This is a genomic window from Intrasporangium sp. Soil_C_50, from assembly GCF_057656595.1.
Genome location: NZ_JBDGKB010000021.1, coordinates 33459 through 59715, shown reverse-complemented (window position 1 = coordinate 59715; position 26257 = coordinate 33459). Strand labels below are relative to the sequence as shown.

At 71.9% G+C, this 26257-nt stretch carries 28 protein-coding genes; 17 read left to right on the top strand and 11 right to left on the bottom strand.

The features are described from left to right. Window positions 1–129: 129 nt before the first annotated feature. Window positions 130–447, bottom strand: a complete 318-nt coding sequence (locus AC3A5R_RS22820; protein ID WP_487623066.1) for a hypothetical protein — start codon at window positions 445–447, stop codon at window positions 130–132. Between AC3A5R_RS22820 and AC3A5R_RS22815 the strand changes: the two genes are divergently transcribed. Beyond that, complete coding sequence (locus AC3A5R_RS22815; protein WP_487623065.1) at window positions 446–1000, top strand: GNAT family N-acetyltransferase; 555 nt, start codon at window positions 446–448, stop codon at window positions 998–1000. The two genes, AC3A5R_RS22820 and AC3A5R_RS22815, sit on opposite strands and share 2 nt — an antisense overlap. A 120-nt stretch (window positions 1001–1120) precedes the next feature. Here AC3A5R_RS22815 and AC3A5R_RS22810 read toward each other — a convergent pair whose 3' ends face one another. Further along, window positions 1121–1891 carry a hypothetical protein gene (locus tag AC3A5R_RS22810; protein WP_487623064.1) on the bottom strand — a complete coding sequence of 257 codons (771 nt, stop codon included), beginning with the start codon at window positions 1889–1891 and terminating at the stop codon, window positions 1121–1123. A gap of 160 nt (window positions 1892–2051) precedes the next feature. On the opposite strand from AC3A5R_RS22810, the gene AC3A5R_RS22805 reads away from it, so the two are divergent. The 3 genes from AC3A5R_RS22805 to AC3A5R_RS22795 all read left to right on the top strand — a co-directional run bounded on the left by AC3A5R_RS22805 (window position 2052) and on the right by AC3A5R_RS22795 (window position 5452). Next, on the top strand, window positions 2052–3173 hold the full coding sequence (locus AC3A5R_RS22805) for a sugar ABC transporter substrate-binding protein (RefSeq protein WP_487623063.1): 1122 nt from the start codon (window positions 2052–2054) through the stop codon (window positions 3171–3173). 153 nt (window positions 3174–3326) lie between these two features. Beyond that, on the top strand, window positions 3327–4178 hold the full coding sequence (locus AC3A5R_RS22800) for an ATP-binding cassette domain-containing protein (protein ID WP_487623062.1): 852 nt from the start codon (window positions 3327–3329) through the stop codon (window positions 4176–4178). Continuing rightward, complete coding sequence (locus tag AC3A5R_RS22795; RefSeq protein WP_487623061.1) at window positions 4175–5452, top strand: sugar ABC transporter permease; 1278 nt, start codon at window positions 4175–4177, stop codon at window positions 5450–5452. Before AC3A5R_RS22800 ends, AC3A5R_RS22795 begins: the two co-directional genes overlap by 4 nt. Window positions 5453–5515: 63 nt before the next feature. Here the strand turns inward: AC3A5R_RS22795 and AC3A5R_RS22790 are convergent, their stop codons facing one another. Next, entirely contained in the window at window positions 5516–7162 is a 1647-nt protein-coding gene (locus AC3A5R_RS22790; protein ID WP_487623060.1) for an FAD-binding dehydrogenase, read from the bottom strand. Between the two features lie 115 nt (window positions 7163–7277). On the opposite strand from AC3A5R_RS22790, the gene AC3A5R_RS22785 reads away from it, so the two are divergent. From AC3A5R_RS22785 to AC3A5R_RS22770, 4 genes are all read left to right on the top strand, one after another. After that, window positions 7278–7886: an ATP-dependent Clp protease proteolytic subunit gene (locus tag AC3A5R_RS22785; protein WP_487623059.1), complete on the top strand. Its 609-nt coding sequence runs from the start codon at window positions 7278–7280 to the stop codon at window positions 7884–7886. After that, the gene (locus tag AC3A5R_RS22780; protein WP_487623058.1) at window positions 7883–8497 is read left to right on the top strand and encodes a ClpP family protease; all 615 of its coding nucleotides are present in this window, start codon (window positions 7883–7885) and stop codon (window positions 8495–8497) included. The genes AC3A5R_RS22785 and AC3A5R_RS22780 overlap by 4 nt, the downstream gene beginning before the upstream one ends. Before the next feature lie 114 nt (window positions 8498–8611). Next, window positions 8612–9373, top strand: coding sequence for a D-Ala-D-Ala carboxypeptidase family metallohydrolase (locus AC3A5R_RS22775; protein WP_487623057.1), 762 nt, complete (start codon window positions 8612–8614; stop codon window positions 9371–9373). Window positions 9374–9387: 14 nt separating this feature from the next. Beyond that, a complete protein-coding gene (locus AC3A5R_RS22770; protein WP_487623056.1) occupies window positions 9388–9552 on the top strand; it encodes a hypothetical protein in 165 nt (54 codons plus the stop codon). Between the two features lie 277 nt (window positions 9553–9829). Here the strand turns inward: AC3A5R_RS22770 and AC3A5R_RS22765 are convergent, their stop codons facing one another. Beyond that, a complete protein-coding gene (locus AC3A5R_RS22765) occupies window positions 9830–10228 on the bottom strand; it encodes a helix-turn-helix domain-containing protein (protein WP_487623055.1) in 399 nt (132 codons plus the stop codon). A 217-nt stretch (window positions 10229–10445) separates the two neighbouring features. Between AC3A5R_RS22765 and AC3A5R_RS22760 the strand changes: the two genes are divergently transcribed. Both AC3A5R_RS22760 and AC3A5R_RS22755 read left to right on the top strand, forming a co-directional pair. Further along, on the top strand, window positions 10446–11468 hold the full coding sequence (locus AC3A5R_RS22760) for an ATP-binding cassette domain-containing protein (RefSeq protein WP_487623054.1): 1023 nt from the start codon (window positions 10446–10448) through the stop codon (window positions 11466–11468). After that, window positions 11465–12319, top strand: a complete 855-nt coding sequence (locus tag AC3A5R_RS22755; protein WP_487623053.1) for an ABC transporter permease — start codon at window positions 11465–11467, stop codon at window positions 12317–12319. The genes AC3A5R_RS22760 and AC3A5R_RS22755 overlap by 4 nt, the downstream gene beginning before the upstream one ends. Before the next feature lie 332 nt (window positions 12320–12651). Here AC3A5R_RS22755 and AC3A5R_RS22750 read toward each other — a convergent pair whose 3' ends face one another. Both AC3A5R_RS22750 and AC3A5R_RS22745 read right to left on the bottom strand, forming a co-directional pair. Then, on the bottom strand, window positions 12652–13395 hold the full coding sequence (locus AC3A5R_RS22750; protein ID WP_487623052.1) for an alpha/beta fold hydrolase: 744 nt from the start codon (window positions 13393–13395) through the stop codon (window positions 12652–12654). A 20-nt stretch (window positions 13396–13415) separates the two neighbouring features. Beyond that, window positions 13416–13820, bottom strand: coding sequence for a DUF6855 family protein (locus tag AC3A5R_RS22745; RefSeq protein ID WP_487623051.1), 405 nt, complete (start codon window positions 13818–13820; stop codon window positions 13416–13418). Window positions 13821–13958: 138 nt separating this feature from the next. On the opposite strand from AC3A5R_RS22745, the gene AC3A5R_RS22740 reads away from it, so the two are divergent. Continuing rightward, a complete protein-coding gene (locus AC3A5R_RS22740; RefSeq protein ID WP_487623050.1) occupies window positions 13959–14753 on the top strand; it encodes a DUF4118 domain-containing protein in 795 nt (264 codons plus the stop codon). Window positions 14754–14777: 24 nt separating this feature from the next. On the opposite strand, the gene AC3A5R_RS22735 is transcribed toward AC3A5R_RS22740, so the two are convergent. Then, entirely contained in the window at window positions 14778–15575 is a 798-nt protein-coding gene (locus AC3A5R_RS22735) for a deoxyribonuclease IV (protein ID WP_487623049.1), read from the bottom strand. 116 nt (window positions 15576–15691) lie between these two features. Here AC3A5R_RS22735 and AC3A5R_RS22730 point away from each other — a divergent pair, with 116 nt between their 5' ends. The 4 genes from AC3A5R_RS22730 to AC3A5R_RS22715 are packed head-to-tail and all read left to right on the top strand — an operon-like array spanning window position 15692 to window position 19015. After that, the gene (locus AC3A5R_RS22730) at window positions 15692–16273 is read left to right on the top strand and encodes a carboxymuconolactone decarboxylase family protein (protein WP_487623048.1); all 582 of its coding nucleotides are present in this window, start codon (window positions 15692–15694) and stop codon (window positions 16271–16273) included. A 24-nt stretch (window positions 16274–16297) separates the two neighbouring features. Beyond that, window positions 16298–17836: an MFS transporter gene (locus tag AC3A5R_RS22725; protein WP_487623047.1), complete on the top strand. Its 1539-nt coding sequence runs from the start codon at window positions 16298–16300 to the stop codon at window positions 17834–17836. After that, a complete protein-coding gene (locus tag AC3A5R_RS22720) occupies window positions 17778–18440 on the top strand; it encodes a DUF6498-containing protein (protein ID WP_487623046.1) in 663 nt (220 codons plus the stop codon). Before AC3A5R_RS22725 ends, AC3A5R_RS22720 begins: the two co-directional genes overlap by 59 nt. A 44-nt stretch (window positions 18441–18484) precedes the next feature. Then, window positions 18485–19015, top strand: coding sequence for a DUF4395 domain-containing protein (locus AC3A5R_RS22715; RefSeq protein ID WP_487623045.1), 531 nt, complete (start codon window positions 18485–18487; stop codon window positions 19013–19015). 12 nt (window positions 19016–19027) lie between these two features. Here AC3A5R_RS22715 and AC3A5R_RS22710 read toward each other — a convergent pair whose 3' ends face one another. The 3 genes from AC3A5R_RS22710 to AC3A5R_RS22700 all read right to left on the bottom strand — a co-directional run bounded on the left by AC3A5R_RS22710 (window position 19028) and on the right by AC3A5R_RS22700 (window position 22570). Beyond that, the gene (locus tag AC3A5R_RS22710) at window positions 19028–20014 is read right to left on the bottom strand and encodes a TIGR03557 family F420-dependent LLM class oxidoreductase (RefSeq protein WP_487623044.1); all 987 of its coding nucleotides are present in this window, start codon (window positions 20012–20014) and stop codon (window positions 19028–19030) included. 139 nt (window positions 20015–20153) lie between these two features. After that, window positions 20154–20873, bottom strand: coding sequence for an MBL fold metallo-hydrolase (locus AC3A5R_RS22705; protein ID WP_487623043.1), 720 nt, complete (start codon window positions 20871–20873; stop codon window positions 20154–20156). 14 nt (window positions 20874–20887) lie between these two features. Next, window positions 20888–22570 (bottom strand): alpha-amylase family protein, encoded by a 1683-nt coding sequence (locus tag AC3A5R_RS22700; RefSeq protein WP_487623042.1) that lies wholly within the window; start codon window positions 22568–22570, stop codon window positions 20888–20890. Window positions 22571–22705: 135 nt separating this feature from the next. Here AC3A5R_RS22700 and AC3A5R_RS22695 point away from each other — a divergent pair, with 135 nt between their 5' ends. Continuing rightward, window positions 22706–23254 carry a type 1 glutamine amidotransferase domain-containing protein gene (locus AC3A5R_RS22695; protein ID WP_487623041.1) on the top strand — a complete coding sequence of 183 codons (549 nt, stop codon included), beginning with the start codon at window positions 22706–22708 and terminating at the stop codon, window positions 23252–23254. 13 nt (window positions 23255–23267) lie between these two features. Here the strand turns inward: AC3A5R_RS22695 and AC3A5R_RS22690 are convergent, their stop codons facing one another. After that, complete coding sequence (locus AC3A5R_RS22690; protein WP_487623040.1) at window positions 23268–24854, bottom strand: LLM class flavin-dependent oxidoreductase; 1587 nt, start codon at window positions 24852–24854, stop codon at window positions 23268–23270. Window positions 24855–24912: 58 nt separating this feature from the next. On the opposite strand from AC3A5R_RS22690, the gene AC3A5R_RS22685 reads away from it, so the two are divergent. Next, on the top strand, window positions 24913–26250 hold the full coding sequence (locus AC3A5R_RS22685; RefSeq protein ID WP_487623039.1) for a M20/M25/M40 family metallo-hydrolase: 1338 nt from the start codon (window positions 24913–24915) through the stop codon (window positions 26248–26250). Window positions 26251–26257 lie beyond the last annotated feature (7 nt).

The following is a 26257-nucleotide window of genomic DNA, read 5'->3' as shown; positions in this document are numbered from 1 at the left end:
GGGCCCTGCAACTCTCAGCCAGGCCGTCCCCGAAAGCAGGGCGGCTCGCTCAGCCCGGCAGTAACCCGACGACACCGTAGTGCGACAAAAACTCTGCCCTTGTCACACCCCACGGTCCACCAGTGAGCCTCAGCGGTGCAGGGAGTCGACGCGCGGCGCGAGCTCGAGCACCTCGCGGGCCTGCTCGAGCGAGGCCTGGAGGACGCGGTCGTAGGTCGGTGACGCGGCCCGGTGGAGGCGGCGACCGCTCCTCTGGGTCGGCGCGACGCTGAGCGGCCTGGGCCTGCTCGTGCTGCTCGCGGCCGTGCGGTCGGGGCGACGGTCGCGGACCGGATCGGAGGTGGAGCCGGCTGCCGACGACCGCGCGCCGGCGACGCTCGGCTGAGCTCGTGCGGCCCCGGCAATTCGGTTGCCGGGGCGGCACGCCGACGGGAGCATGACGCCCATGTCGCTCCCCACCCCGACGCTGGTCACCGACCGTCTGCGGCTGCGCCCGTTCGACGATGCCGACGCCGCCGACCTCTACGCGCTGCACAGCAACGCCGACGTGCTGCGCTACTGGGACTCGCCGCCGTGGACCGACCCCGCGCGCGCCGAGCGGTTCCTCTCCGTGTGCCGCCAGATGGAGGAGGAGGGCACGGGCGCCAGGCTGGTCGTCGAGCGACTCGACGACGGTGTCTTCCTCGGGTGGTGCACCCTCAACCGGTGGAACCCCGACTTCCGCAGCGCCTCGCTCGGCTACTGCTTCGGTGCGGCGGCCTGGGGGCACGGCTACGCCACGGAGGCTGCCCGCGCGCTGCTGACGTGGGCCTTCGACGCCCTCGACCTCAACCGCGTCCAGGCCGAGGTCGACACCCGCAACGCGCCGTCGGCCCGGGTGCTCGAGAAGCTCGGGTTCGTGCTCGAGGGGACGCTTCGCGAGGACTGCGTCGTCGACGGCGTCGTCTCCGACTCGTGGGTCCACGGACTGCTGCGGCGCGAGTGGCAGCCCGCGGGCTGACGGCACGCCCGACGTCCACCGGCACCGCGAGGCGCAGCACCACGCCGGTGGTCATGTACCGCGCTGGGTCGCGTCGGCGCCACGAGCCGCTGCCGCTGCCGGTGCAGGCCTGAGCCAAGGTCAGGAGAGGTGGGCAGCGACCGCTGCGAGTGCGCGGTCCCGTTCCGCACTCGTCCATGGCCGCTGCCCGTCCAGGACGACCCAGTCGACACGCTCCGGGGTCAAGAACGCGACAGCAGCCGCCACACCCGACGGTTCGGACTCCGACGGCACGAACCCGACCACCGCCGGCACACCGTGAACGAGCTGGTCCGTGCCACCTGCGCAGTGCTCGAAGGCCGCCTGCGCGAACTGCCCCGTCTGCTTGGGGTCGTGCGCGGGCAGTTCGATCTCGGCGTACGTCACGGCCCGCGAGCCGGAGCCCGGCCGGGCTCGGTCACCCTCCTCGGTGACGATCTCGACGTGGCGGACCCTTCGAGCTCCAGAGGCGATCAGCAGGTCTCCCCAGCCCGTGCGGGCCCACGGACCGTGTCGGCCACAATCGACGTCCTCGAACGCCGGTAACCGCCCGGCGCACCGGGCATCGCCCGCATCCCGGCCGGGAACGAGCTCCTCGTTGATGAGGATGGCGCGCTTGACACCCCGCCCGAACAGGTCCTTCACCGGGAGGTCGGCTCCCGCGCCCACACCGAGGTCTCGAGCCTGGACGCACTCGGCGGCATCCGGAATCACGGTCATCGACGGGCTCGTCGAGCTCTCGGTGAGGGTGGATGGTTGTGGGATCGACGTGCCCGCGGTGCACCCGACGAGGGCAATGAGTGGCGCAACAACCTGCGCGGCCAGGGGGAGCGCCCCCAGCCGGCGTCGGCCCCGTTGAACCCCCTCGTCCATGATCGGCATTATGCCAAGCGCGTTTCGGCCAGCGTTACGCGATCGTTAGTGGTTGCATCGGAAACCACCCCATCGGCCCGTGGCGTCGTCCTATTGTTCTGAGCACAAGGTAGCGCGTGATCGTCATCACACGACGGCCACCCACTGGGAAGGAACGACGATGAGTTCTGGCATGGTTCGGCGGGTGCTGCCGGTAGTGGCCGCAGCCGCCTTGGTGCTCGGGAGTGCTGCCTGCGGCAGCAACTCGGGCGGAGGCGGGTCCGGTGGCAGCACGGCCTCCGGAGGCACGAACGCCAAGACGGTCGGCGTGATCCTGCCCGACGCAACGACCTCGCCCCGCTGGGAGGCCAACGACCGGCCCAGCCTCGAGAAGGCGTTCACGACGGCGGGTCTGAAGTCCGACATCCAGAATGCCGGTGGTGACAAGTCGAAGTTCGGCACGATCTGCGACGCCATGATCAACGAAGGCGTCTCGGTGCTGATGATCGTGAACCTCGACTCGGAGTCCGGCGGCGCCTGCCTGAAGAAGGCCGCCAAGGCGGGCATCCCGAGCATCGACTACGACCGGCTCACGCTCGGCGGCGGCGCGTCGTACTACGTGTCCTTCGACAACGTGAAGGTCGGCGCGCTGATGGGCACCGGTCTCCAGAAGTGCCTCGGTGACAAGGCCCAGGGCGCGGGCGTCGTGTACATCAACGGTGACCCGACCGACAACAACGCTGCCCTGTTCAAGTCGGGCTACGACACCCAGCTGAAGCAGGACGGCAAGGTCAAGATCCTGTCGTCGGACGTGTCCGGCTTCTGGGACGCCACCAAGGCAGGGAAGGCCTTCGACGGTCTGTACACCCAGTTCGGTAACAAGATCCAGGGCGTCATCTCGGCCAATGACACGATGGCCGGCGGCATCGTCGCCAGCCTCAAGCGCAACGGCCTCGCCGGCAAGGTGCCGGTCACCGGACAGGACGCCAGCGTCGAGGGTCTGCAGCGTATTCTCGCCGGCACCCAGTGCATGACGGTCTACAAGAACACCAACCTCGAGGCCGACGCGGCGTCGAAGCTGGCGATCGCAGTGGCCAAGGGTGACAAGGCCGCGGCGGACGCTCTGGCGACCTCGAAGGTCAAGGACACCGTGACGGGCAAGGATGTCCCGTCGGCTCTTGCCACGCCAGAGGCGATCTACCAGGACAACGTCAAGAAGGTGGTCTCCGACGGCTTCCAGAAGGCCTCGGACATCTGCACGGCTGAGTTTGCGGCCGCCTGCACCAAGTACGGCGTTTCCTGACAGACGCGAGAGGGCCGGCTCGTGCCGACGGGCCGGCCCTCGAGCATCTGTCGCACGGTCCTGCGTCATACCGCGGCCAGAACATCCGGGAGTATGTTCGGGCTGCCAGCAGACCCGATCGGCCAGACAACCCGGCTCAACGTGGAGACCTCGATGACGACGATCACAGCAGCGGAGTCCGTACCGGTGGCGGACGCCACGGCGCCCCTGCTCTCACTTCGGGCGGTCAACAAGAGTTTTGGCGCAGTGGATGTGTTGCGTGGCGTCGATATCGACATCCGCCCGGGGCGGGTCACCGCCTTGGTCGGTGACAACGGGGCCGGCAAGAGCACCCTGATCAAGGGCATCGCCGGCATCCACGGCTTCGACGCCGGCGAGTACACGTTCGAGGGCAAGCCCGTCACGGTGCACAGCCCGAAGGACAGCAACGCCCTCGGCATCGAGGTCGTCTACCAAGACCTCGCGCTGTGCGACAACCTCGACGTGGTGCAGAACATGTATCTCGGTCGCGAGCTGAAGAAGAGCGGCCTGCTCGACGAGGACACGATGGAGGCCAAGGCCAAGGAGACGCTCTCCGGCCTGTCGGTGCGCACGCTGAAGTCCGTGCGCACGCTCGTGGCCAGCCTCTCCGGTGGCCAGCGCCAGACGGTCGCGATCGCCCGCGCCGTCCTGTGGAACTCGCGGATCGTGATCTTGGACGAGCCGACCGCGGCGCTCGGTGTGGCCCAGACCGAGCAGGTCCTGCACCTGGTCCGGCGGCTCGCCGACCGCGGGCTGGGCGTGGTGCTCATCAGCCACAACCTGACCGACGTCTTCCAGGTCGCGGATGACATCGCCGTGCTCTACCTGGGTCAGATGGTCGCTCAAGTAGAGGCCAAGTCCGTCACCAACAGCCAGGTGGTCGAGCTGATCACGGCCGGGCGTTCCGGCGACCTGGGGCTGAAACATCCGATGGCGGACGTGATAGAGGAAGGCGCGAGCGAGACGGGGGAGGTGTCAGCATGAGCACCGTCACCGAGCCGCAGTCGGCAGAATCGCAGCCTGGCTTCGCCAACACCGCCGGCCCTGAGACGATCGGCGAGGCGGCCCGCGCCTACATACAGAAGGTGCGCGGTGGCGACGTCGGCGCGCTGCCCGCCGTCGCGGGCCTGATCGTGCTGATCCTCGTCTTCACGGCGCTGCGCCCATCGACCTTTCCCACCGCGTTCAACATCGCCAACCTGATCAACCAGAGCGCTGCGGTGATCGTCATCGCCATGGGCCTGGTCTTCGTGCTGCTGCTCGGCGAGATCGACCTGTCGGCCGGTTATGCGGCAGGGACGTCGGCCGCCGTCATGGGCATCTTCATGACCAACCAGGGCTGGCCTTGGCCGCTGGCCCTCGCCGCGTGCCTGCTGACCGGTGTCGTCATCGGCACCTGTATCGGCCTGCTCGTGGCCTACCTGGGCATTCCGTCGTTCGTGGTCACGCTCGCCGCGTTCCTGGGCCTCCAGGGCCTGCTGCTGGTGCTGATCGGCGAGGGCGGCACGATCCCGTTCCGCGACGACACGATCCTCGCGATCATGAACAGCAACCTCCCGATCTGGCTGGGTTGGACCTTGTACGTCGTCGGGATGATCGTCTATGGAGGGTTGACCTATCGGCGGTCGGTCGCGCGTCGCGCGGCTGGGCTCACCGGTGACGCGCTCTCGGTCTGGGCCTTCAAGATCGGGGCGCTGGCGGTCCTCCTCGGCCTCGCGACCTGGTACCTGAGCCAGGAGCGCAGCAAGAACATCATCGTGACCTCACTCAAGGGTGTTCCGATCGTAGTCGTCGTCCTGCTCGTGCTGCTGATCATCACCAGCGTCGCGCTGGGACGGCTGTCGTGGGGCCGGCACGTGTACGCCGTCGGCGGTAACGCCGAGGCGGCCCGGCGGGCCGGCATCACCGTCCAGACGATCAAGCTGGCCTGCTTCGTCATCTGTTCGACACTGGCGGCCGTCGCCGGCGTGCTCCTGGCCAGCCGGGACAACTCGGTGTCGCCGACGACGGGTGGCTCCTCGACCCTGCTGTACGCCGTCGGCGCGGCCGTCATCGGTGGCTGCAGCCTCTTCGGGGGCAAAGGCAAACCGGTCAACGCGATCATCGGTGGCCTCGTGGTCGCCGTCATCGACAACGGCATGTCGCTGCTCAACCAGCCCTCGGGCCGGGTTTTCATGGTGACCGGACTGGTCCTGCTCATCGCGGCCAGCGTCGACGCCCTGAGTCGTCGTCGGGCCGCGGCGAGCGGCCGAGCCTAGAGCCACCGGGGCCGAGCAGATCTTCCGCGCCGCAGGCGACCGAACCAGTGCCGTGAGCGGCCGTCACATGGCTGCTACGACGGCTCTCCCGGCCGTCCGGCCGCTGAAGAGGCAGCCACCGAGGAAGGTGCCCTCGAGCGAGTTGTAGCCGTGCATGCCGCCGCCGCCGAAGCCGGCCACCTCACCGGCCGCGTAGACGCCCGGCAGCGGCTGGCCCCCGGCCTGCATGACGCGCCCGGTGAGGTCGGTCTCGAGGCCGCCGAGGGTCTTGCGGGTCAGGATGTTGAGTCGCACCGCGATGAGCGGCCCTGCCTTCGGGTCGAGGAGCCGGTGCGGTGTCGCGACGCGGATCAGCTTGTCCCCGCGGTAGTTCCGTGCGCCCCGGATCGCCGTGACCTGGGCGTCCTTGCCGAAGTCGTTGGCCATCTCGTTGTCGCGGGCCACGATGGTCGCGCGCAGCGACCGCTCGTCGACGAGGTCCTCGCCCGTCAGCGCGTTCATGCCGCGGACGAGCTCCTCGAGGGTGTCGGCGACGACGAAGTCCTCTCCGTGGCGCTTGAACGCCTCGACGGGCGCGGGTGCGCCCGGCCGGACGCGTCCGAGCACCTGGCGCACGTCCTTGCCGGTGAGGTCGGGGTTCTGCTCGGAGCCGGAGAGGGCGAACTCCTTCTCGATGATCTTCTGGGTCAGCACGAACCACGAGTAGTCGTAGCCGGTGCGCATGATGTGCCCGAGCGTGCCCAGGGTGTCGAAGCCCGGGAAGTAGGGCGCCGGGAACCGCCGACCCGTCGCGTCGACCCACAGCGACGAGGGTCCCGGCAGGATGCGGATGCCGTGGTTGTCCCAGACGGGGTCCCAGTTGCGCAGGCCCTCGGTGTAGTGCCACATCCGGTCGGGGTTGATGATGCGCCCACCCGCGGCCTCGGTGATGCCGAGCATCCGGCCGTCGACATGGGCCGGCACGCCCGCGACCATCCGCCTGGGCGGCGTGCCGAGCCGCTCGGGCCACGCGCGGCGCACGAGGTCGTGGTCGCCGCCGATGCCGCCGCTCGTGACGATGACCGCCTGGGCCGTGATCTCGAAGTCGCCGACGACCTCGCGGTTCGTCGGCTTCCCCCGAGCCGCGCCGTCGGGGGCGAGCACCGCGCCCCGCACGCCGCTGACGACGCCGCCGGACTCCACGAGCTCGTCGACCCGGTGGCGGAAGGCGAGCGTGACGCGTCCGGCCGCGACGCCGTCGCGCACCCGCCGCTCGAAGGGCTCGACGATGCCCGGGCCGGTGCCCCACGTGATGTGGAAGCGCGGCACCGAGTTGCCGTGCCCGTCAGCGCGGCCGTCACCGCGCTCGGCCCACCCGACGACGGGGAAGACGCGGTGGCCGAGGTCGTGCAACCAGGAGCGCTTCTCACCCGCCGCGAAGTGCAGGTAGGCCTCGGCCCACTTGCGCGGCCAGAAGTCCTCCTCCCGGTCGAACTGTGCCGAGCCCATCCAGTCCTGGGTCGCCAGCTCGATGGAGTCCCGGATGCCCATGCGCCGCTGCTCGGGGGAGTCGACGAGGAACAGGCCCCCGAAGCTCCAGAACGCCTGGCCGCCGAGCGACTGCTCGCCCTCCTGGTCCACGAGCACCACCCGCTTGCCGGCAGCGGCGAGCTCGGCGGTGGCGACGAGCCCGGCGAGGCCGGCTCCCACGACGACGACGTCGGCTTCCATGCACGGCAACCTACCGGGCCCGGCCCCCGAGCCGCGGCGATCGGTCCGCCAGGGGCGAATTCGCCCGTGGCAGAGCCGCCCCTCCGGCCGACGCGTCCGGGCCCACGCTGGGGGCATGACCGACACACTCGCACCAGCCGCGCTGGACGACCAGCTGTCGATGCAGCTGCTCCACCAGCGGATCATCGTTCTCGGGTCCGAGGTCGACGACCCGGTCGCCAACCGGATCACCGCCCAGCTCCTGCTCCTGTCGGCACGGGACCCGCGCAGCGACATCAGCCTCTACGTCAACAGCCCCGGCGGCTCCGTCACGGCAGGACTCGCCATCTACGACACGATGCGCGTCATCCCCAACGACGTGTCGACGCTCGCGCTCGGGTTCGCGGCGTCCATGGGGCAGTTCCTCCTCGGCGCAGGGACGCCCGGCAAGCGCTTCGCCCTGCCCAACGCGCGGATCATGATGCACCAGCCCTCGGCGGGCATCCAGGGCACGGCCGCCGACGTCGAGGTGCAGGCGAACAACCTCAAGGCCGTCAAGCGCCGCGTCAACGAGCTGCAGGCCGAGCACACCGGCCAGACCGTCGAGCAGATCACCCTCGACAGCGAGCGCGACCGGTGGTTCAGCGCCGAGGAGGCGTTGGCGTACGGGATCGTCGACCACGTCGTCGCCTCGCTCGCCGACGTCCGGCCCCAGGGCGTCCAGCGGACGGTGGGCCTGCGATGAGCAGCTACACGATTCCCTACGTCGTCGAGCGCACGCCGGCCGGCGAGCGCAGCTTCGACATCTACAGCAGGCTGCTCCAGGAGCGGATCATCTTCGTGGGCACCGAGATCGACGACGGCGTCGCCAACGTCGTCATGGCCCAGCTCCTCCACCTCGCCGACGTCGCGCCGGACCGCGAGGTCTCGCTCTACGTCAACAGCCCGGGCGGCTCCTTCACGGCGCTCATGGCCCTCTACGACACGATGCAGTACGTGCCGACGCCGGTCGCGACGTGGTGCCTCGGGCAGGCAGCGTCGGCCGCGGCGGTGCTGCTCGCCGCCGGCGAGCCCGGACGGCGCTTCGCGCTGCGCCACTCACGCGTGCTGCTCCACCAGCCGTCGGCCGGCGGGCAGGGCACGGTGAGCGACCTCGCGCTGCAGGCCGACGAGCTGCTCCGCGTCCGGTCCCAGGTCGAGGAGGTGCTGAGCCGTCACACCGGGCGCAGCATCGAGCAGCTCCGGCTCGACACCGACCGCGACAAGGTCCTGACGGCCCGCCAGGCGGTCGAGTTCGGGATCGTCGACCATGTCGTCGAGCGGGCCGAGGAGGCGCGCGTCGCCGCGGTGGGCTGAGCGTCGCGGCTCGAGCGCCTGGGGAGTGCTCCCCCTGCGCTCGACGCGCGCGAACCGGGCGAATCGGACACGCTGCGAGGTGCAGGACACGGCCAACCAGGAAAGGACTCGCACATGCGCACCTCACGACTCGCTCGCTCCCTCGCGGCCCTCGCCCTCGCCGCCGGCGGCCTCACCGTCGCCACGGCCACGGTGACGGCCACCGCCCCGGCGGCCCACGCCGACGAGTGCTACACGTGGAGCCGGACGCTGAGCAGCGGGACATCCGGATCGGACGTCAGCCAGCTGCAGATCCGCGTCGCCGGCTGGGCGGGCTACGGCGTCAACATGGCCGTCGACGGCCAGTACGGAGCCCAGACGACCACCGCCGTCAGGAACTTCCAGTCCGCCTACGGCCTCGCCGCCGACGGCGTCGCCGGACCGGCCACGTTCTCCACGATCTACGCGCTGCAAGACCCCGACTGCACGCCGATCCACTTCAGCTACGCCGAGGCCAGCGAGAACTGCGGGCGCGGCCTCAACGGCAACGGGTCCGTGTCCCTCGCGACCGCCAGGGAGAACCTCAAGCGGGTCATGTGGCGGGCCGAGGCCCTGCGCCACCGGATGGGCGACCACCCGCTGCGCGTCACGTCCGGCTTCCGCGACAAGGCGTGCGACGCGGCCGTCGGCGGTTCGGGGGGCGGTCAGCACACGTACGGGACGGCGCTCGACCTCGTCCCGGCCGACAGCGGCGCGACGTTCTGCTCGATCGCGCAGAACGCCCGGTACGCCGGCATGGGCGGCATCTTCGGACCCGGCTACCCCGGTCACTCCGACCACACCCACGTCGACATCCGCTCGGGCCAGACGTGGAGCGCGTCCCGGTGCGGCATCTGAGCGGCGTGGAGACGATGACGACCCACCGCCGGACGCTGTCCGCCCTTCTCGCAGCGATCGCCGTTCTCGTGCTCGGCGTCGTCGTGGCACCGAGCGCCTCGGCGGCCAGCAACGACGAGATCGCCTTCGACTACTTCGTCTCCAAGGGGCTGACCGAGCGCCAGTCCGCCGGGATCTGACGACGTTCTCCGGCGACGGCCTTGCCGACCTGCGGGCGTCGACGTCCGTGAGCACGGCCACGACGGTGTTCATGCAGAAGTTCGAGCGGTGCGGCACCTGCGCCACGACCCAGCGCATCGCCTACGCGAACGACGTGCTCGCGACGTACGGCACCGGCGGCAGCGGTGGCAGCACCACGGAGACGAGCCTGCTGGGGCTGCGGGGCGGCAGCAGCGGCCCGGCCGTGGGGCAGCCTCGTCGACTGAGGCTGGAGAGCTCGACCGAGCGGCGTGGGCCTCACGCCGCGAGGACGAACGACGCGCGGGCGCCCGTGGCCGGAGGGGGCACGGGCGTCAGTGCGCCGTGGTCGATGCGGGTCGTCAGGTCGAGGACGGGGGCGACGGCCGCCTCCGCCGTGAGGTCGAGCAGCTGCCGGTGCGCGGCGCCGATGAGGTGGGTGATGCTCGAGCCGAGGGCGCGGCACACGGCGTCGAGGACCTCCGAGGAGGGTTCCTTGAGGCCGCGCTCGACCTCGGACAGGTACGCCACGGAGATGCCGGCCTCGCCGGCGACCTCGGCCAGGGTGCGGCCCTGCCGCAGCCGCAGGCCGCGGATGAGCCCGCCGTAGACGTGACGGAGCAGCGGCCCGCGTCGACGGGTGGGGGGTCCTACGGGTCGTGCGGGTCGGCTGGTCATCGCGGTCTCCTGTCGTCGGTGCCGTGGCTGCGACGCCTCCAGCCAGCGTCGCACCCGCGGACGCCCGGACCGAGCGGTTCGCGTACGCCTACGGCGAAACGGGCCCGACGGACAAAAGATGTTGACACCGTCCACTCGCGACCTAGGCTGTTCGGTGGGCTGTCGGTGGCGGGACCTACCGTCGGTCCTGTCACCCAAGACACTCGGGAGCCCTCACATGACCCTCGCCGACACCGACCGACCGCCCCGCCCCGCCGACCGTTCCGACGCCCCGGCCATCGAGGCCGAGCACCTCGTCAAGCGCTTCGACGACATGACCGCCGTCGACGACGTCTCCTTCACCGTGCCGCAGGGCACCGTCCTGGGCCTGCTCGGCCCCAACGGCGCCGGCAAGACCACCACCGTCCGCATGATGACGACGCTGACCGTCCCGACGAGCGGCACCGCCCGCGTCGCCGGGCACGACGTGCGCGCCGACCCCGAGGCCGTCCGCCGCAGCATGGGCCTCACCGGCCAGGCCGCCACCGTCGACGAGATGCTCACCGGCCGCGAGAACCTCCGGCTCATCGGCTCGCTCTACGGCCTCGGCCGGCCCGACGTGCGGCGCCTGTCCGACGAGCTGCTCGAGCGCTTCTCGCTCACCGACGCCGGCAACAAGGTCGTCAAGGAGTACAGCGGCGGCATGCGGCGCCGCCTCGACCTCGCGGTCAGCCTCATCGCCGCACCGCCGGTCCTCTTCCTCGACGAGCCCACCACCGGGCTCGACCCGCGCAGCCGCGTCGAGCTGTGGGAGGTGCTGCGCGGCCTCGTCGCCGACGGCACGACCCTCCTGCTCACGACGCAGTACCTCGAGGAGGCCGACCAGCTCGCCGACCGCATCGTCGTCATCGACCACGGCCGGGTCATCGCCGAGGGCACGCCGCTCGAGCTGAAGGACCAGTCCGGCCAGGCCGCCATCGTCCTGACCGTGTCGCACGCCGACCAGCTCGAGGAGGCGCGCGCCCTGCTCGCCGCGCACGTCAGCGAGGTCCACGTCGACGCGCCGGCGCGCCAGCTCACCGCGCCCGCCGAGGGCCTGTCCGACATGACCCGCGTCGCGGCCGTCTTCGACCGCAGCCAGATCGTCCTCGACGACCTCGGCCTCAAGCGTCCGAGCCTCGATGACGTCTTCCTCAGCCTGACCGGCCACCGGGCCGAGCAGGAGGACGACGCCGGGGCCGCAGAGGGGGAGTCCCGATGACCCAGTCCACCGCCACCGACACGACACGTCGCACCAGCCCGGCCGCGCCCGTCCTGCACCCCCCGGGTCTCGCGCGCCAGGTCCGGATGATGGTGTGGCGCAGCCTCAAGCACACCCGGCGCCAGCCGGAGATGCTCACCGACGTCACGATCCAGCCGATCATGTTCGTCGTCCTGTTCGCCTTCGTCTTCGGCGGGTCGATCCGGACCGACAGCACCTCCTACCGCGAGTGGCTGCTGCCCGGGATCATGGCCCAGACGATGGCCTTCTCCTCGTTCATCGTCGCCAACGGCCTCAACATGGACCTCGACAAGGGCATCATCGACCGGTTCCGGTCGCTGCCGATCTCGCGCGGTTCGGTCCTCATCGGCCGCAGCGTCTACGGCATCATCCACTCGAGCATCGGCGTCTTCGTCATGTCGATGACCGGGCTCGTCATCGGCTGGCGCATCCGCGACGGCTTCGGCCCGGCGGTGCTCGCCTTCGCGCTGCTGCTGCTCTTCGGGTTCTCGATGATCTGGATCGGCATCCTGGTCGGATCGGCGATGCGGTCGCCCGAGGCCGTCAACGGCCTGATGTTCACGACGATGTTCCCGATCACCTTCCTGTCCAACGCCTTCGCGCCCACCGCGGCGATGCCGACGGTGCTGCGCACCATCGCCGAGTGGAACCCGATCAGCGCGCTCGTCCAGGCGATGCGCGAGCTGTGGGGCAACGTCCCGGGCACCCCGCCGGGTGCGGCCTGGCCGTTGCAGCACGCCGTGGGCGTGTCGATCGGGTGGTCGCTGCTCATCACGGCCGTCGTCGCGCCGCTCGCGATCCGCGCCTACGTGCGCCGCACCACGGACTGACGCGCGAACGGCGCGGTCCCCGTGCGGGGGCCGCGCCGTTCGCGTCGGTGCCGCTGGGCCTGGCCCCCTACTTGACCGAGCCGCTCATGAGGCCGCCGATGAAGTAGCGGCCGAGCAGGATGTAGCCGAGCAGCGTCGGAGGCGACGCAAGAACGTGCCGAACAGGCCCGCGCCGTCGACCTCGGCGGCCTCGAGGAACTCCGTGGGCAGCGCCGTGGCGCTCCGACGTGCTCGGGACGCTGACGGTCCCGGTGCGCTGACGCGACCGCCCCCGCACGCCGGGCCGGCCGGCCCGCCGACAGCCACGAGCCGTCGGCGGGCCGGCCGCCGTCTCAGGGCGCGTCGAGGAAGGGCCGGACGGCGGCGAGGAACCCGTCGGGGTCGGTGGCGTGGACGAGGTGGCCGGCGTCGACGCGGACGAGGCGGCCGGCGGGCAGGGTCCGGGCCAGCTCGGCGACGTGCTCGGCCGGCATCGGGCTGCCCGGACCGCCCCACACCACGAGCGTCGGTGCGCGCACCGTACGCGCGACGTCGGCCCAGCCGGGGTCGGGGTCGTCGATCTGCGCCCGCACCTGCAGCACCATCTCCCAGTCGAACCCGGGGTCGGTGTCGGGCCGGGCCGGCGGGTTGGGGGTGCGCGGGTGCGGCAGCGGCACGTCCTCGAGGACGAGCCGACGCACGCGTCGGGGCTCGGTGGCCGCGACGAGGAGGGCGACGAGCCCGCCCATGGAGTGGCCGACGACGTCGTAGGAGTCGACCTCGGCGAGCCCCGGGAGGCAGCCGGCCACGGCGAGGGCGTCGCCCGCCATCTCCTCGAGCCGGTAGGAGCCGGGGCGGCTGCTGCCGGCGTGGCCGCGGGCGTCGAGGGCGACGACGGTCCGGTCGGCCCGCAGGCACGCGGCGACGACGGCCCAGTCGAGCGAGGACTCACCGGTCGCGTGGAGCAGGAGCACGGGCGGCTCCGCACGCGCGTCGGGGGACGCGTCGGAGACCTGCCGCTCCCACGTGCGGGCGAGCACGTCGGCCCCGTTCAGGGCGACGACGGCCGTGTCGCCGGGATCGGAGGTGCTCGGCATCGCTCGACCGTGGCGAGACGTCAGAGGGCGCGCATGCGGTTGTTGCGGGGCTGGTGCTCCACCTCGGCGAGGCCGAGCTCCTCCAGCAGCGGCGGCAGGTACATGCCGACCCGTCCGCGGTAGCCCTTGCGCAGGCCGTACCACCCACCCACGGGGTTGGACTCCGACCGTGCCCACGCCTCCACGGTCCCGTCCTTCGCCGGCTTCTGCTCGTCCGCCGAGCCCAGGGGGACCCAGTCACCCTGCTCGCGCAGCCAGGCGTGGAGGTCCTCGACGACGCGGGCGTCATAGGTCAGCCGCGTCGATCCCACCTTGCAGACGAGCTGTTCCGGGGTGGCGGCGTCGTCGCGGTGCATCGTGTACTCGGCGGTGCCCGGCGGGGTGCGCAGGACCCACGGGTCGTCGGTGGTTCCGGTGCCGCTCACGATCGTCCTCCTCGGGCTCGTGCCGTCGTCCCCACCTTTGTACTCCCGCGTGTCCCAGTGGCGTCAGGAACGCGTCAAGACGGCGTCGGGACGGCGGTGAGCCTCGCGCGGGCGGCGGTGCGGCGCGACCATGGAGTCATGACCACTGACGCCAGCGACACGGTCCTCGACCGGTTCACCGCCCGTCGCGGGCTCGTGCGCCTGCTCTCGGTACTGCTGCCCGTCGCCGTCGGCGCGGGCCTCGCGCTCGTGCGCTCCGGGATGGACCAGAGCACCGCGGCGATGGTCCTCGTCCTGCCCGTCGTCGCGGCATCGGCGACGGGCGACCGGGTCGCGGGAGTCCTCGCGGCGCTCGCCGCGGCGGGCAGCTTCGACTTCTTCCTCACCGAGCCGTACTACTCGTTCTCGATCCACCACCGCGAGGACCTCGAGCTGGCCGTGGCCCTCGTCGTGGTCGGGCTCGCGGTGACCGAGGTGGCGCTCTGGGGGCGGCGACAGCAGGCGGCGGCGCTGCGCCGCGACGGCTACATCCGTGGCCTGGCCCAGCTGCTCGACGCGCCGGCCGACTCGGGCGTCGACGAGCGGGCCGCCGCCATCGGCGCCGCGATCACCGAGGCGCTCGGCGCCGACCGCACCGAGTGGGTCGGCACCCACCCGCGCTGGAACGACGCGGTCGTCGGCCCCGACGGACGCGTCACGACGGGCGGGCGCGTGGTCCCGGTGCAGCGCGTCGGGCTGCCGACCGAGGCATGGACCGCCCTGCCGGTCCGGCGCGGCGACCGCGTTCTCGGGCACTTCCGGGTGACGGCCGCGACGCGGGTCGTGCGCCCGAGCGCCGAGCAGCTGCGCGTCGCCGAGCTGCTCGCCGACCGGATGGCCGCCGTGCTCGAGGGCGCGGACGAGACCGACGGTCAGACCGGCGACCGCGCCTGACGCCGTCGCCGGGCGGCCCGGGAGTCAGGCGACCCGGCCTCGCAGCCAGGCGATGTCGGCGGACTGCGCGTCGGTGCCGCCGGGGGTTTCGCACACGACGGGGGCCTTCGCGGCCCGGACGACGTCGGCGAGCGCGTCGCCGTCGATGTGCCCGGAGCCGAAGTTCGTGTGCCGGTCGGCGCCGGAGTCGAACTCGTCGCGGGAGTCGTTGGCGTGGACGAGGTCGATGCGCCCGGTGATGGCGCGCACCTGGTCGACGACGCTGCCGAGGTCGTTGCCGCCGGCGTGGGCGTGGCAGGTGTCGAGGCAGAAGCCGACGTTCTCGCTGCCCGACGCCTGGCCGATGGCGTCCCAGAGCCGGGCGATGGCCTCGAGCCGCCGGGCCATGGCGTTGTCGCCGCCCGCGGTGTTCTCGATGAGCAGCGGCACCGGCAGGTCGAGGCCGTCGATGCACTTGCGCCAGTTGTCGAAGCCCTTGGCGGCGTCCTCCTCGACCCCGAGGTGCCCGCCGTGGACGATGACGCCCTTGGCGCCGATCTCGGCGGCCGCGGTCAAGTGCTGCTGGAGCAGCTTGCGACCGGGGATGCGGATGCGGTTGTTGAGGCTGGCCACGTTGATCGGGTACGGCGCGTGGACCCAGAGGTCGATGCCCGCGGCCGCGGCGTCGGCCTTGAGCGCCTCGGCACCACCGGCGTAGCGGACGACCGGGCCCTTGTAGCTCTGCGGGTCGCCGAGGAACAGCTGCGAGAGCGAGGCGCCGCGGGCCTTGGCCTCCGCGATCGGGTCCTCCTGGTCGACGTGCGCACCGATGTGTAGGGCCATTCCCCGAGCGTAGGCCGTGGCACCGACGCGGGGTCGTGCGGGCCGATGTCACACCTCGCCCGCGGCGCGTGTCCACCTGTCGACACTCGGTTTCCCATCACCCACAGGAGGACACGATGACCACCAGGATCCCGCCGAAGGAGATCACCGGGCCCTACGGCGCCCTCGTCAAGCGCTTCAGCCGCAAGATGTTCGGCAGCGTGCCCGAGTCGCTCGGGGTCATGTGGCACCACCAGCCGCTGCTGCGCGCGACGATGAGCCTGGGCCAGAAGATCCAGAAGGTGCACGAGTGCGACGAGGGCCTCAAGTCCTTCGCGCACATGGCCGTCGCCTCGATGCTCGGCTGCTCGTGGTGCCTCGACTTCAACTACTTCATGGCCTACCACGAGGGCCTCGACGTCGAGAAGGCGCGCGAGATCCCCAGGTGGCGCGAGTCCGCGGTGTTCACGCCGCTGGAGCGCTCGGTCATGGAGTACGCGGAGGCGATGAGCCAGACGCCGCCCGAGCCGGAGGAGGAGCTCGTGGCGCACCTGCTGCGCGAGCTCGGCCCGGCGGGGCTCGTCGAGCTGACCACGGTGATCGGGTTCGCCAACCTCACGACCCGCTCGAACATCGCCCTCGGCATCGAGTCGGAGGGCTTCGCCGCGTCGTGCGGTCTGGCCCCGATGGCCCCGCGGCCGCAGGCCGTGTCGAAGTGAGAGGTCGGTGATCGACGAGAGGGCATGACGACGATCACCGAGCCCCAGACCGCCACCTCGACCAGCACCTCCGCCAGCACGCCGACGCGTCGCCAGTGGCTCGCGCTCGGCGTGCTCGCCCTGACCGCACTGCTCCTGTCGCTCGACGTCAGCGTGCTCTACCTCGCGCTGCCCGAGCTGTCCGCCGACCTCGGTGCGAGCACGACCCAGCAGCTCTGGATGCTCGACATCTACAGCTTCGTCCTCGCCGGCTTCCTCGTGACCATGGGCGCCGTCGGCGACCGCATCGGCCGCAAACGCCTGCTGCTGTTCGGTGCGGTCGCGTTCGGCGTCGCCAGCGCGGCCGCCGCGTACGCCAGCAGCCCCGGTCAGCTCATCTTCTGGCGGGCCGTGCTCGGCATCGCCGGCGCCACCCTGATGCCCTCGACGATGGGCCTGATCCGCACGGTCTTCACCGACGAGAAGGCGATGATGGCGGCCATCGGCGTCTGGTACTCGTGCTTCATGGGCGGCATGGCCGTGGGCCCGCTCGTCGGCGGCGTCCTGCTCGCGCACTTCTGGTGGGGCTCGGCCTTCCTGCTCGGCGTGCCGTTCATGGTGGTGCTCGTCGTCGTCGGTCGACGCGTCCTGCCGGAGTCCGAGCGCCACGCCGGCACGAAGGTCGACGTCGCCAGCTCGGTCCTGTCCCTCGCCACGACGCTGCCGGTCATCTACGGCTTCAAGGAGATCGCCCGCGGCGGCAACACGACCCTCGCCCTGGTGACCGTGTCGGTCGGCCTCGCGATGGGCCTCGTCTTCGTCCGCCGCCAGCGCCGGATCGCCAACCCGCTCGTCGACCTCACGCTCTTCCGCAGCCGCGCCTTCTCGGTGGCCCTGGCCGTCATGCTCGTCGGTGGTGTCGTCATGGCCGGGGTCTCGTTCCTCGGCTCGCAGTGGCTCCAGCTCGTCGCCGGCCTCTCGCCGCTGGGCGCCGGCCTGTGGATGCTCCCGGCCAACCTCGCGCTGCTGCTCGGCTCGTCGACCTCGGCCCGCATCGCCGGTCGCCTCGGCACCGCCCGCAGCATGGCGTCGGGGCTGCTCGTCTGCGCGGCTGGCCTCGTGCTCTACACCCAGGTCGGCGCGGCGGCGGGGCTCGGCCTGCTCGTCTTCGGGATGTGCCTGACCTCGTTCGGGATCATGGTGCCCTCGACGCTGACGATGGGCGTCATGATGCAGTCCGCGCCGCCGGAGCGCGCCGGATCGGTGGCCTCGATGTCCGAGACGTCCGCGGAGTTCGGGATCGCTGTCGGCGTCGCCGGCCTCGGCTCACTCGCGACGTTCGTCTACCGCGGGCAGCTCGCACCGTTCGCCGCCGACCACGCGTCGGGCGCCACGACGTCGGCGCTCGACTCGCTCGCCGGGGCCGTCCGGGCCGCGGCGACGCTGCCGGCCGACCCGGCGCGCGACCTCGTCACGGCCGCGCAGGACGCCTTCACGACGAGCCTCGACGTCGTGGCCGGCATCGGTGCCGTGCTCTTCGTGGTCTGCGCGTTCCTCGCGCTCCGCGTCCTCCGGACCGACTGAGGGCGGTCCACCTCTCGACAGGTGGCGGTCACGGGCCCATGGGCGCCGCGACCCGTCGGGGGCGCACCCGACCCGCGGCCCCGAGCTGCGCCGCCTCGAGGGCCGGCTCGCCGCGAAGTCGTGGGTCAGCGGCGACCCGGCCCACGCGCTGTCCTTCGCGATGCGCTTCGGGCTCTTCACGCTCGCTCACGGGGCGTTCACCGCGGTCATGGTCGGCGTCGTCGGGCTGCGCGGCGGCCTCCTCGACTGGGTCGCGACGGCCGGCGTCATCCTGGTCAGCCACATCCTGTCGGTCGGGCTCAACTGGTTCGGACGCCGCGAGCGGGCCACGGCCAACCCGGCGTGGGTCATGGTCGCGCCCTACCCGCGCATGCTCGCCCTCCACCTGACGGTCCTCGGCGGCTTCTTCCTGCTCGGTGGTCCGCACGGGCGCACGGCGGACGACGTCGCCGCGGTGGCGCTGCTCATGGGCGCCAAGACCTCCCTCGACGTCGTGCTGCACGTCATCGAGCACGTCGTCCTCGCTCGGCGGGCGGCGAGGCGGGCTGCCCGTCAGGAGGCCCGGCGCAAGGTGGCGGGCCGGGAGCGCGTGTCCGCCCACTGACCCGAGGTTGCATAAGTGAGCCTTATGGAGTCCATAATGCTTCCATGAGTTCCTCGCGCTTCCCCGCGGTCGTCGACGACGTCACGGTGCGGCTCATCGCCGCCGTCGTCCTCGCGGTCGGCATCGTCGCCCTGGCGACGCAGCAGTGGTGGCTCTACGCCGTCCTCGCCGTCGACTTCACCCTGCGGGCCGCGCTCGGACCGAAGGCCAGTCCGGTGGCGCAGCTCGTCCAGCGGTGGATCCGACCCACCGTCCGGGCGCCGAAGCAGCCGACCGCCGGTACGCCGAAGCGGTTCGCGGCGAGCATCGGTGCCGTCATGACGCTCGCCGCGACCGCCCTCTGGGTCGTCTCGCTCGCCACCGGTGCCGCGTGGGCGCTCGTCGGCGTCGTCGCGATCGGCGCGATCATGGTCGTCTTCCCGCTGCTCGAGTCGGCCTTCGGCATCTGCGTCGGCTGCATCCTCTTCTCCGGCCTCATGCGCATCGGCCTCGTGCCGGAGGAGGTCTGCCTCGAGTGCGCCGACATCACCAAGCGGCGTGAGCGGATCCTCGCCGAGCGGGCCTCGGCTGCCTGACGCGTCAGGCCCTCAGCCGGCAGCGGTGCGCAGCTTCTCCAGCAGCGGGGCCGCGGCCTCGGACAGGAACGCCTCCTGGGCGTCGCCGCCGACCTGGACGAGTGCGATGTCGGTGAAGCCGGCCTCCCAGTAGGCACTGACCGCCTCGACGATCCGGTCGAGGTCGGGCCCGCAGGGGATGGACTCCGCGACGTCCGCGGGTCGCACGAACTGGCTGGCGCCATGGAAGCCGGCCGGCGTCGGCAGGTCGCTGTTGACCGACCACCCGCCGCCGAACCAGCGGAACTGGGCATGGGCCCGCTCGACGGCGACCTTCTCGTCGGGGTCCCAGCAGATCGGGATCTGCCCGACGGCCCGGCCGCCCTCGCCGATGCGCGGTGCGCCGTCGGTGGCGTTCCACGTCGTCACGAGCTCGGCCTCCGGCTGCACGGCGACGAGGTGGTCGGCGTGCGGCGCCAGGCGCGTGATCGACTCCTCGCCGCTCACGGCGACGCCGATCGGCACGCCGCCCTCGGGGCAGTCCCAGATGCGCGCCGAGTCGACGTCGAAGTACTCGCCGTGGTGGGTGACGAGCTCGCCGGTGTGCAGCTCGCGGATGATGCCGACCGCCTCGGCGAGCATGTCCTGGCGGGTCACCACCCCCGGCCAACCCTCGCCGACGACGTGCTCGTTGAGGCTCTCGCCGCTGCCGAGGCCGAGCGTGAAGCGCCCGTCGGCCAGCAGCTGGAGCGTCGCCGCCTTCTGGGCGACGACGGCCGGGTGGTAGCGGATCGTCGGACACGTCACGTACGTCATGAGCCCGACGCGCTCGGTGGCGTGGGCCACCGCGCCGAGCACCGACCACGCGTACGGGGCGTGCCCCTGCTCGGTCAGCCAGGGCGAGTAGTGGTCGCTGCTCACCTCGAAGTCGAAGCCCGCCTCCTCGGCGCCGACCGCCCAACGGACGAGGTCCTTGGGGCCGCTCTGCTCGGTCATGAGGGTGTATCCGAAGCTCGTCACGGGCGCGTCGTACCCGGCGCATCGGGTTGCGACACGGGGTTGTCCAAGGTTTGTCGCAGAGCTCCGGACGGGCCGTACAGGGTCTGTCCACAGTTGTGTACAACCTTGTGGACGACCGGGACGCGTCGGTCGGGCGGGGTCAGCCGGCGGGGTGCCGGAGCAGGAACGAGCGGATCGCCTCGCGCGGCCGCCGGCGCAGCTCCGCGCCGTGGGTGAAGGCCGCGACCTCGTAGTCGAGCTCGGCGAGCCGATGGGCGGTCTGCTGCGTCATCCGGAAGTCGGTGCAGAACGCCTTGATCGGCCAGCGCAGGCCCAGGACGTTGAAGATCGCGTCGCCCGTGACGAGGACGCCGGTCGGCTCGTGGAGCAGCGACACGTGCCCCGGTGAGTGGCCCGGCGTGTGCACGACGCGGACACCGCCCGCGATCGGCAGCACCTCGCCGTCGGTCATCTCGTGCTCGACCGGCACCGGCGTGAAGTCCTTCCCGGGCCGGGAGAGGCGGTCGAAGAGGCGGCCCAGCAGGAAGGTGCGGTCTCGGGGTGGGGAGGACCCCTGGGCCGCGTAGGCGGCGTCGTCGTGGTGCACCGTGAAGGCGCGGCCCGTGGCCTCGGCGACGTGGGCCGCGCCGCCCGCGTGGTCGGGGTGGGCGTGCGTCAGCAGCAGCCGCGTCACGTCGGACGGCCCGGCGCCGATCGCCGCGAGCGCCGCGACGACCTTGGGCCCGCTCCTCGCGATCCCCATGTCGACGAGCGTCACCTGCCCGTCGTCGTCGCGGAAGGCGAACCCGTTGACGAGGTCACGCACGAGGGGGATGCGCCACACTCCCGGCGCGAGCGGAACCACGAGGTCCTGGGCCATGAGCCGAGCGTAGGTCAGACGAAGCACTCCTGGCCCGGGGCGAGGATGCGCAGCCAGCGGCCCGAGTAGCCCTCGACGGCGAGCTCGACACGACCGTCGGGAGGCAGCGGGATGTCCGCATCGTCGGTGAGCACGTCGCGCAGGACGCCGTCCTCGGGCGGCGCGTCGACGCTGAGCGTCACGATGCGGGCGTCGGGGCCGAGGTTGTGCAGGGCGAGCATCCGCCAGTCGTCGCGGTGGCAGACGTGGGCGAGCACCGCCGGTTGGTCGTGGTCGAGGACTCCGACGGTCGACCAGCCGAGCTGGGGCATCTGGCGGTAGGTCCGGATGAGCCGACGCATGAAGGACCACAGCGAGTCCGGGTCCTTGCGCTGGTCGACGGCGTTGACGTGCTCCGGCCCGTAGAGGCCGTCGGGCAGGGGTCGTGCGAGCCGGCGGGTCGGGGCGCTCGAGAACCCGCCGTTCGGCTCGGTCGACCACTGCATCGGCGTGCGCACCGACAGTCGCCCCGGGATGTCGAGGTTCTCGCCCATGCCGATCTCCTCGCCGTAGAAGAGCACCGGGGTGCCGGGCAGCGAGAACATCAGGGAGTACACGAGCCGGACGCGCCGCTGGTCACCGCCGAGCATCGGCGGCAGCCGGCGTCGCAGCCCGCGGTCGTAGAGCTGCATGTCCGGCTCGGGGCCGAACGCCTCGAACACCTCGCGACGCTCGGGCTTGCTCAGCTTGTCGAGCGTCAGCTCGTCGTGGTTGCGCACGAAGTTGGCCCACTGGCTCGTCTCGTCGAGCGCCGGTCGCTCCCGCAGGGCGCCGGCGATCGGCCCGGCGTCGCCACGCGCGAGCGAGAGGTAGAGCCGCTGCATGCCGTTGAAGTCGAACTGCATCGTCAGGCCGTCGCCGTCCGCGCCGCCGAAGAAGGTGACCTGCTGCTCGTAGGGCAGGTTGACCTCGCCGAGCAGCACGGCCGAGCCCCTCCGGCGCTGGACGAACGCCCGGACGTCGCCGAGGTAGCGGTCCGGGTCGAAGGCGTCGTCGTCCTCGACCCCCGGCACGCCGTCGCGCGCGAAGAGGAAGGGGACGGCGTCGACCCGGAAGCCGTCGACGCCGAGCTGGAGCCAGAACCCGAGCGTCTTCGAGATCTCCTCCTGCACAGCAGGATTGGCGACGTTGAGATCCGGCTGCGTGCGGTAGAAGTGGTGCAGGTACCACTCGCCGGTGCGCTCGTCGAGCTCCCAGATGCTGTCCTCGGCGTCGGGGAAGACCACCTCCTTCCTCGTCGACGGCGGCTTCTTCTTCGACCACACGTAGTAGTCGCGGTACGGCGCGTCGGTGCTGCGGCGCGCCGACCTGAACCACGGGTGCTGGTCGCTCGTGTGGTTCATGACGAAGTCGACGATGACGCGGATGCCGGCGGCGTTCGCCGTCCGCACGAGCTCGACGAAGTCCCCGTGGTCGCCGAGGCTCGGGTCGACGCCGAAGAAGTCGGTGATGTCGTAGCCGTCGTCGCGCCCGGCCGTCGGGTAGAGCGGCATGAGCCACAGGCACGTGACGCCGAGGTCGGCGAGGTACTCGATGCGGTCGGTCATGCCGCGCAGGTCGCCCTGCCCGTCACCGTCGGAGTCGTTGAAGGTCTGCACGTCGGCGCAGTACACGACCGCGCTCTTCCACCACAGGTCACCGGTCTGGCTCAGCTTCATCTCTCGCCTCTCGTCATCCCCTGACGTCCCCCGACGGCTGACATGGACCTACCCCGGCGCGGGGTAGGTGCCACCGATCGCTGGGTACGGGGGCGGGACAGCGAGAACGACACCCCACGACACCAGGAGGGCCACGTGTCCAAGAAGGTCGCATTCCTCGTCGCGAGCGAGGGCATCGAGCAGGTCGAGCTGACCGAGCCGTGGAAGGCGGTGACCGACGCCGGCCACGACGCCGTGCTCCTCAGCCCCGACTCCGGGCAGGTCCAGATGTTCAACCACCTCGACAAGGCCGACACCAGGGACGTCGACGTCACCGCCGCGGACGCGTCGGTCGACGACTACGACGCGCTCGTGCTGCCCGGCGGCGTCGCCAACCCGGACGCGCTGCGCACCGACGCCGACGCGGTGTCCTTCGTGCGCGACTTCGTCGCGTCGGGCAAGCCGGTCGCGGCGATCTGCCATGCCCCGTGGACCCTCGTCGAGGCAGATGTTCTCTCGGGCCGGCGGCTGACGTCGTGGCCGAGCCTGCAGACCGACATCCGCAACGCCGGCGGCGACTGGGTCGACGAGTCGCTCGTCATCGACGGCAACCTCATCACGAGCCGCAAGCCCGACGACCTGCCCGACTTCTGCGGCGCCGTCGTCGAGGCGCTCGAGCACGGGGCGGCAGCCCGCTCGGCCTGAGTCGCCCTGCGCCTCAGCCGAACCCGTGACGGGCGAGCGGGTGCACCAGCTCGCGCTCCTCGTAGGCCAGGTGCGACAGCAGCGTGTCGGTGAGCAGGTCCAGGGCGCGCTCGACCTCGTCGAGCGCCTCGGGCGCGCCCGGCCCGGACGCGTCGGTGCCCACGAGGGCGACGAGCGCGTCGTCGACCTGCTCGAGCACGTCCGCGATGACGTGGTGCTCCTGCTCGAGCCGGTCGAGGACCGGTGCGAGGTCGGGCTGGGCACGCCGCAGGTGGGTGAAGATGCTGACGTCCTCGAGCGTGTGGTGGCCGGTGACGAGGCGGCAGTAGGTCTCGCAGTACGTGCCGAGCGTCCAGTTGTTCTGGCGCATCGCCATGGTGCTGACGACCGAGCGCGCCGCGCCGACCGACAGCGCGCCCCGACGGACCTGGCCGACGAGGTTGCGGACCTGTGCGAGCTCCTGGCGCAGGTGGTCGTGGATGTCGACGAGGTGCTGCGGCACACCCTGCTCGTGCGCCGTGTACGTGGCGGCCGCCGGCACCGGTGCCGTGGGCCGGTCGTCCTCGCGCCACGGCATCGACGCGGACAGGCGGGTGCCGTCGTCGGGCGTCGGCCGGACGGCGAGCGGGTGGGCGTCGGGCAGTGGGCGCGATGGCGCGGGCGGTGACGGCTGCTCGGGCGCGGGGGTGCCGGAGGCGCGTCGGGCGCGCTCGGCGTCGACGAGCTCGCGCACCGTTGGGGCCACCTCCAGGGCGAACCGGCGGACCGTGTCGGGGTCGTCGGCGCCGAGGATGAAGGTGCTCGTGCCGTGCTCGAGGGTGAGGCCGGCCAGCTGCTCGGCCCAGTCGCCGGCGGTGCCCTGGAGGAGCCCGCTGCCACGGCCGAACCGGCCGAAGACGTTGTACATCCGGCGCACCGCCTGCGGCCCGCGCCCGGCCCGGTCGGCTGCCTCGTCGATGACGGCGTTCATGGCCGGCAGGTCGTCGGGGGACGTGTGGCCGAGGCTGGGCAGCCACCCGTCGGCGAGACGGCCGGTGATGCGGAGCATGCGGGGCCTGTAGGCGCCGAGCCAGATCTCGACGTCGTGCACCGGGGCGGGCCCGGCATGCAGGCCCTTGACGCGGTAGTGCTCACCCTGGACGCTGACCGACCGGGCGCCGGGGTGCTCGGGATCATGCCCCCAGACGCCGCGGATGACGGCGACGGCCTCGACGAGCGCGTCGACGGCCTCCCGCGGCGTGCGGCGCTCGCCACCGGCCGCGACGACGGCGTCCCAGAACGCGCCGGTGCCGAGGCCCAGCTCGACGCGTCCGCCGCTGAGCCGGTCGAGGGTGGCGACCGAGCGCGCGAGGACGACCGGCGGGCGCAGGGGCAAGTTGGCGACGTTCGGCGCGACGCGGACGGCGCTCGTGCGCGCGGCGATGACCGACAGCAGGGTCCACGTGTCGAGGTGGCCGCCGTTGTACGGGTGGTCCTGCACGGTGACGAGGTCGAGCCCGACGACGTCGGCCAGCAGGGCCAGCTCGAGTGTCGCGTCGGCGCGGGCGGCGTCCGGGCTCGGGAAGAGGCCGAACTGCAGCTCGTGCCCGTAGTCGGTCATGGGTTCATCACAGCACGGCCCATCACACAGCACGGCTCGAGGGCCTACGCTCCGGGACATGAACGGGCTCATGGACCGGGACGACGCTGCCGTCGAGGCGCTGCGGGCCTGCATCCGGATCCCGACGGTCTCGAGCTGGTACACCGAGCAGGAGGACCGGGCGGCCTTCGCCGCGCTGCTGGCGGAGCTCGCGACGCGGTTCCCGCGGCTGCACGCGGCGTGCGAGGTCGAGCGGATCGCCGGGGACGCGCTTCTCGTGCGCTGGCGCGGCCGCACGGCGGAGCCGCCCGTGGTCCTCATGGCCCACCTCGACGTCGTCCCGGTGGGGGACGAGTCGGCGTGGACGCACCCGCCGTTCTCCGCAGAGGTCGACGGCGGGTTGGTCTGGGGCCGAGGTGCGCTCGACTGCAAGGGATCGCTCGTGGCCGTGTGCAGCGCCGTCGAGCAGCTGCTCGCCGAGGGCGTCGTGCCCGGCCGCGACGTGTGGCTGTCCTTCGGGTGCAACGAGGAGGTGTCGGGTGGCGCCGCCAAGGAGGCGGTCCGCCTGCTGCGCGAGCGCGGCGTCGACCCGTGGTTCGTGCTCGACGAGGGCGGCGCCGTCGTCCAGGGTGCGCTGCCCGGCGTGGCGGCGCCGACCGCGGTCATCGGCACCACCGAGAAGGGCACCGTCGACGTGGAGCTCGTCGCGCGAGGCGACGGCGGTCATGCGTCGGCCCCGAAGCGGATGGGCGCGACGGCCCGGATCGCCCGCGCCGTCCTGCGCCTCGAGCGACGGCCGTTCCCCGCCCGCCTGCCCGACCCCACCGTCGACATGCTCGAGCGCCTGGCGCCGCATGCGTCGGGTCCGTACGCCCGCGTCTTCGCCCGGGCCCGTCGGCTGCGTCCCGTGCTCGGCCGGGTGCTGCCCCGGCTCGGCCACGAGCCCGCCGCCATGGCCCGCACGACGACGGCCGTGACGCAGCTGTCCGGCTCCCCGGGTGCCAACGTCATCGCCGCCGAGGCGCGTGCCCACGTCAACATGCGCGTCATGGTCGGCGAGACCGTCGACAGCGCCCTGACCCGCATCCGGTCGGTGGTGCGCGACCCGTCCGTCGAGGTCGTGCTCGTCAGCGGCGACGACCCGAGCCCGGTGTCGCCCACCGACGACGACGCCTACCGCCTCCTCGAGGCGACCGTCACGGACACCTTCCCCGGCGTCGTGCCGGTGCCCTACGTCATGCTCGCCGCGACCGACGCGCGCCACTTCCACCGCGTGTGGCCGCGCGTGTACCGGTTCACGCCGTTCCGGATGAGCACCGAACAGCGTGGCTCGATCCACGGCGTCGACGAGCGCATCGGCGTCGACGACTTCCTCCACGGCATCCAGTGGTACCGCCGGCTCCTCGAGAACCTCTGAGCGCGAA

Excerpts from the sequence above, each read along its gene's own strand:
- AC3A5R_RS22700 (WP_487623042.1), bottom strand. The coding sequence starts at position 22,570 with ATGAAGCTGAGCCAGACCGGTGACCTGTGGTGGAAGAGCGCGGTCGTG.
- AC3A5R_RS22750 (WP_487623052.1), bottom strand. The coding sequence starts at position 13,395 with ATGCCGAGCACCTCCGATCCCGGCGACACGGCCGTCGTCGCCCTGAAC.
- AC3A5R_RS22775 (WP_487623057.1), top strand. The coding sequence starts at position 8,612 with ATGCGCACCTCACGACTCGCTCGCTCCCTCGCGGCCCTCGCCCTCGCC.
- AC3A5R_RS22780 (WP_487623058.1), top strand. The coding sequence starts at position 7,883 with ATGAGCAGCTACACGATTCCCTACGTCGTCGAGCGCACGCCGGCCGGC.
- AC3A5R_RS22705 (WP_487623043.1), bottom strand. The coding sequence starts at position 20,873 with ATGGCCCAGGACCTCGTGGTTCCGCTCGCGCCGGGAGTGTGGCGCATC.
- AC3A5R_RS22805 (WP_487623063.1), top strand. The coding sequence starts at position 2,052 with ATGAGTTCTGGCATGGTTCGGCGGGTGCTGCCGGTAGTGGCCGCAGCC.
- AC3A5R_RS22740 (WP_487623050.1), top strand. The coding sequence starts at position 13,959 with ATGACCACTGACGCCAGCGACACGGTCCTCGACCGGTTCACCGCCCGT.
- AC3A5R_RS22815 (WP_487623065.1), top strand. The coding sequence starts at position 446 with ATGTCGCTCCCCACCCCGACGCTGGTCACCGACCGTCTGCGGCTGCGC.
- AC3A5R_RS22690 (WP_487623040.1), bottom strand. The coding sequence starts at position 24,854 with ATGACCGACTACGGGCACGAGCTGCAGTTCGGCCTCTTCCCGAGCCCG.
- AC3A5R_RS22785 (WP_487623059.1), top strand. The coding sequence starts at position 7,278 with ATGACCGACACACTCGCACCAGCCGCGCTGGACGACCAGCTGTCGATG.
- AC3A5R_RS22735 (WP_487623049.1), bottom strand. The coding sequence starts at position 15,575 with ATGGCCCTACACATCGGTGCGCACGTCGACCAGGAGGACCCGATCGCG.
- AC3A5R_RS22715 (WP_487623045.1), top strand. The coding sequence starts at position 18,485 with ATGAGTTCCTCGCGCTTCCCCGCGGTCGTCGACGACGTCACGGTGCGG.
- AC3A5R_RS22730 (WP_487623048.1), top strand. The coding sequence starts at position 15,692 with ATGACCACCAGGATCCCGCCGAAGGAGATCACCGGGCCCTACGGCGCC.
- AC3A5R_RS22790 (WP_487623060.1), bottom strand. The coding sequence starts at position 7,162 with ATGGAAGCCGACGTCGTCGTCGTGGGAGCCGGCCTCGCCGGGCTCGTC.
- AC3A5R_RS22685 (WP_487623039.1), top strand. The coding sequence starts at position 24,913 with ATGAACGGGCTCATGGACCGGGACGACGCTGCCGTCGAGGCGCTGCGG.
- AC3A5R_RS22725 (WP_487623047.1), top strand. The coding sequence starts at position 16,298 with ATGACGACGATCACCGAGCCCCAGACCGCCACCTCGACCAGCACCTCC.
- AC3A5R_RS22810 (WP_487623064.1), bottom strand. The coding sequence starts at position 1,891 with ATGGACGAGGGGGTTCAACGGGGCCGACGCCGGCTGGGGGCGCTCCCC.
- AC3A5R_RS22765 (WP_487623055.1), bottom strand. The coding sequence starts at position 10,228 with ATGACCAGCCGACCCGCACGACCCGTAGGACCCCCCACCCGTCGACGC.
- AC3A5R_RS22770 (WP_487623056.1), top strand. The coding sequence starts at position 9,388 with ATGACGACCCACCGCCGGACGCTGTCCGCCCTTCTCGCAGCGATCGCC.
- AC3A5R_RS22760 (WP_487623054.1), top strand. The coding sequence starts at position 10,446 with ATGACCCTCGCCGACACCGACCGACCGCCCCGCCCCGCCGACCGTTCC.
- AC3A5R_RS22755 (WP_487623053.1), top strand. The coding sequence starts at position 11,465 with ATGACCCAGTCCACCGCCACCGACACGACACGTCGCACCAGCCCGGCC.
- AC3A5R_RS22800 (WP_487623062.1), top strand. The coding sequence starts at position 3,327 with ATGACGACGATCACAGCAGCGGAGTCCGTACCGGTGGCGGACGCCACG.
- AC3A5R_RS22795 (WP_487623061.1), top strand. The coding sequence starts at position 4,175 with ATGAGCACCGTCACCGAGCCGCAGTCGGCAGAATCGCAGCCTGGCTTC.
- AC3A5R_RS22820 (WP_487623066.1), bottom strand. The coding sequence starts at position 447 with ATGGGCGTCATGCTCCCGTCGGCGTGCCGCCCCGGCAACCGAATTGCC.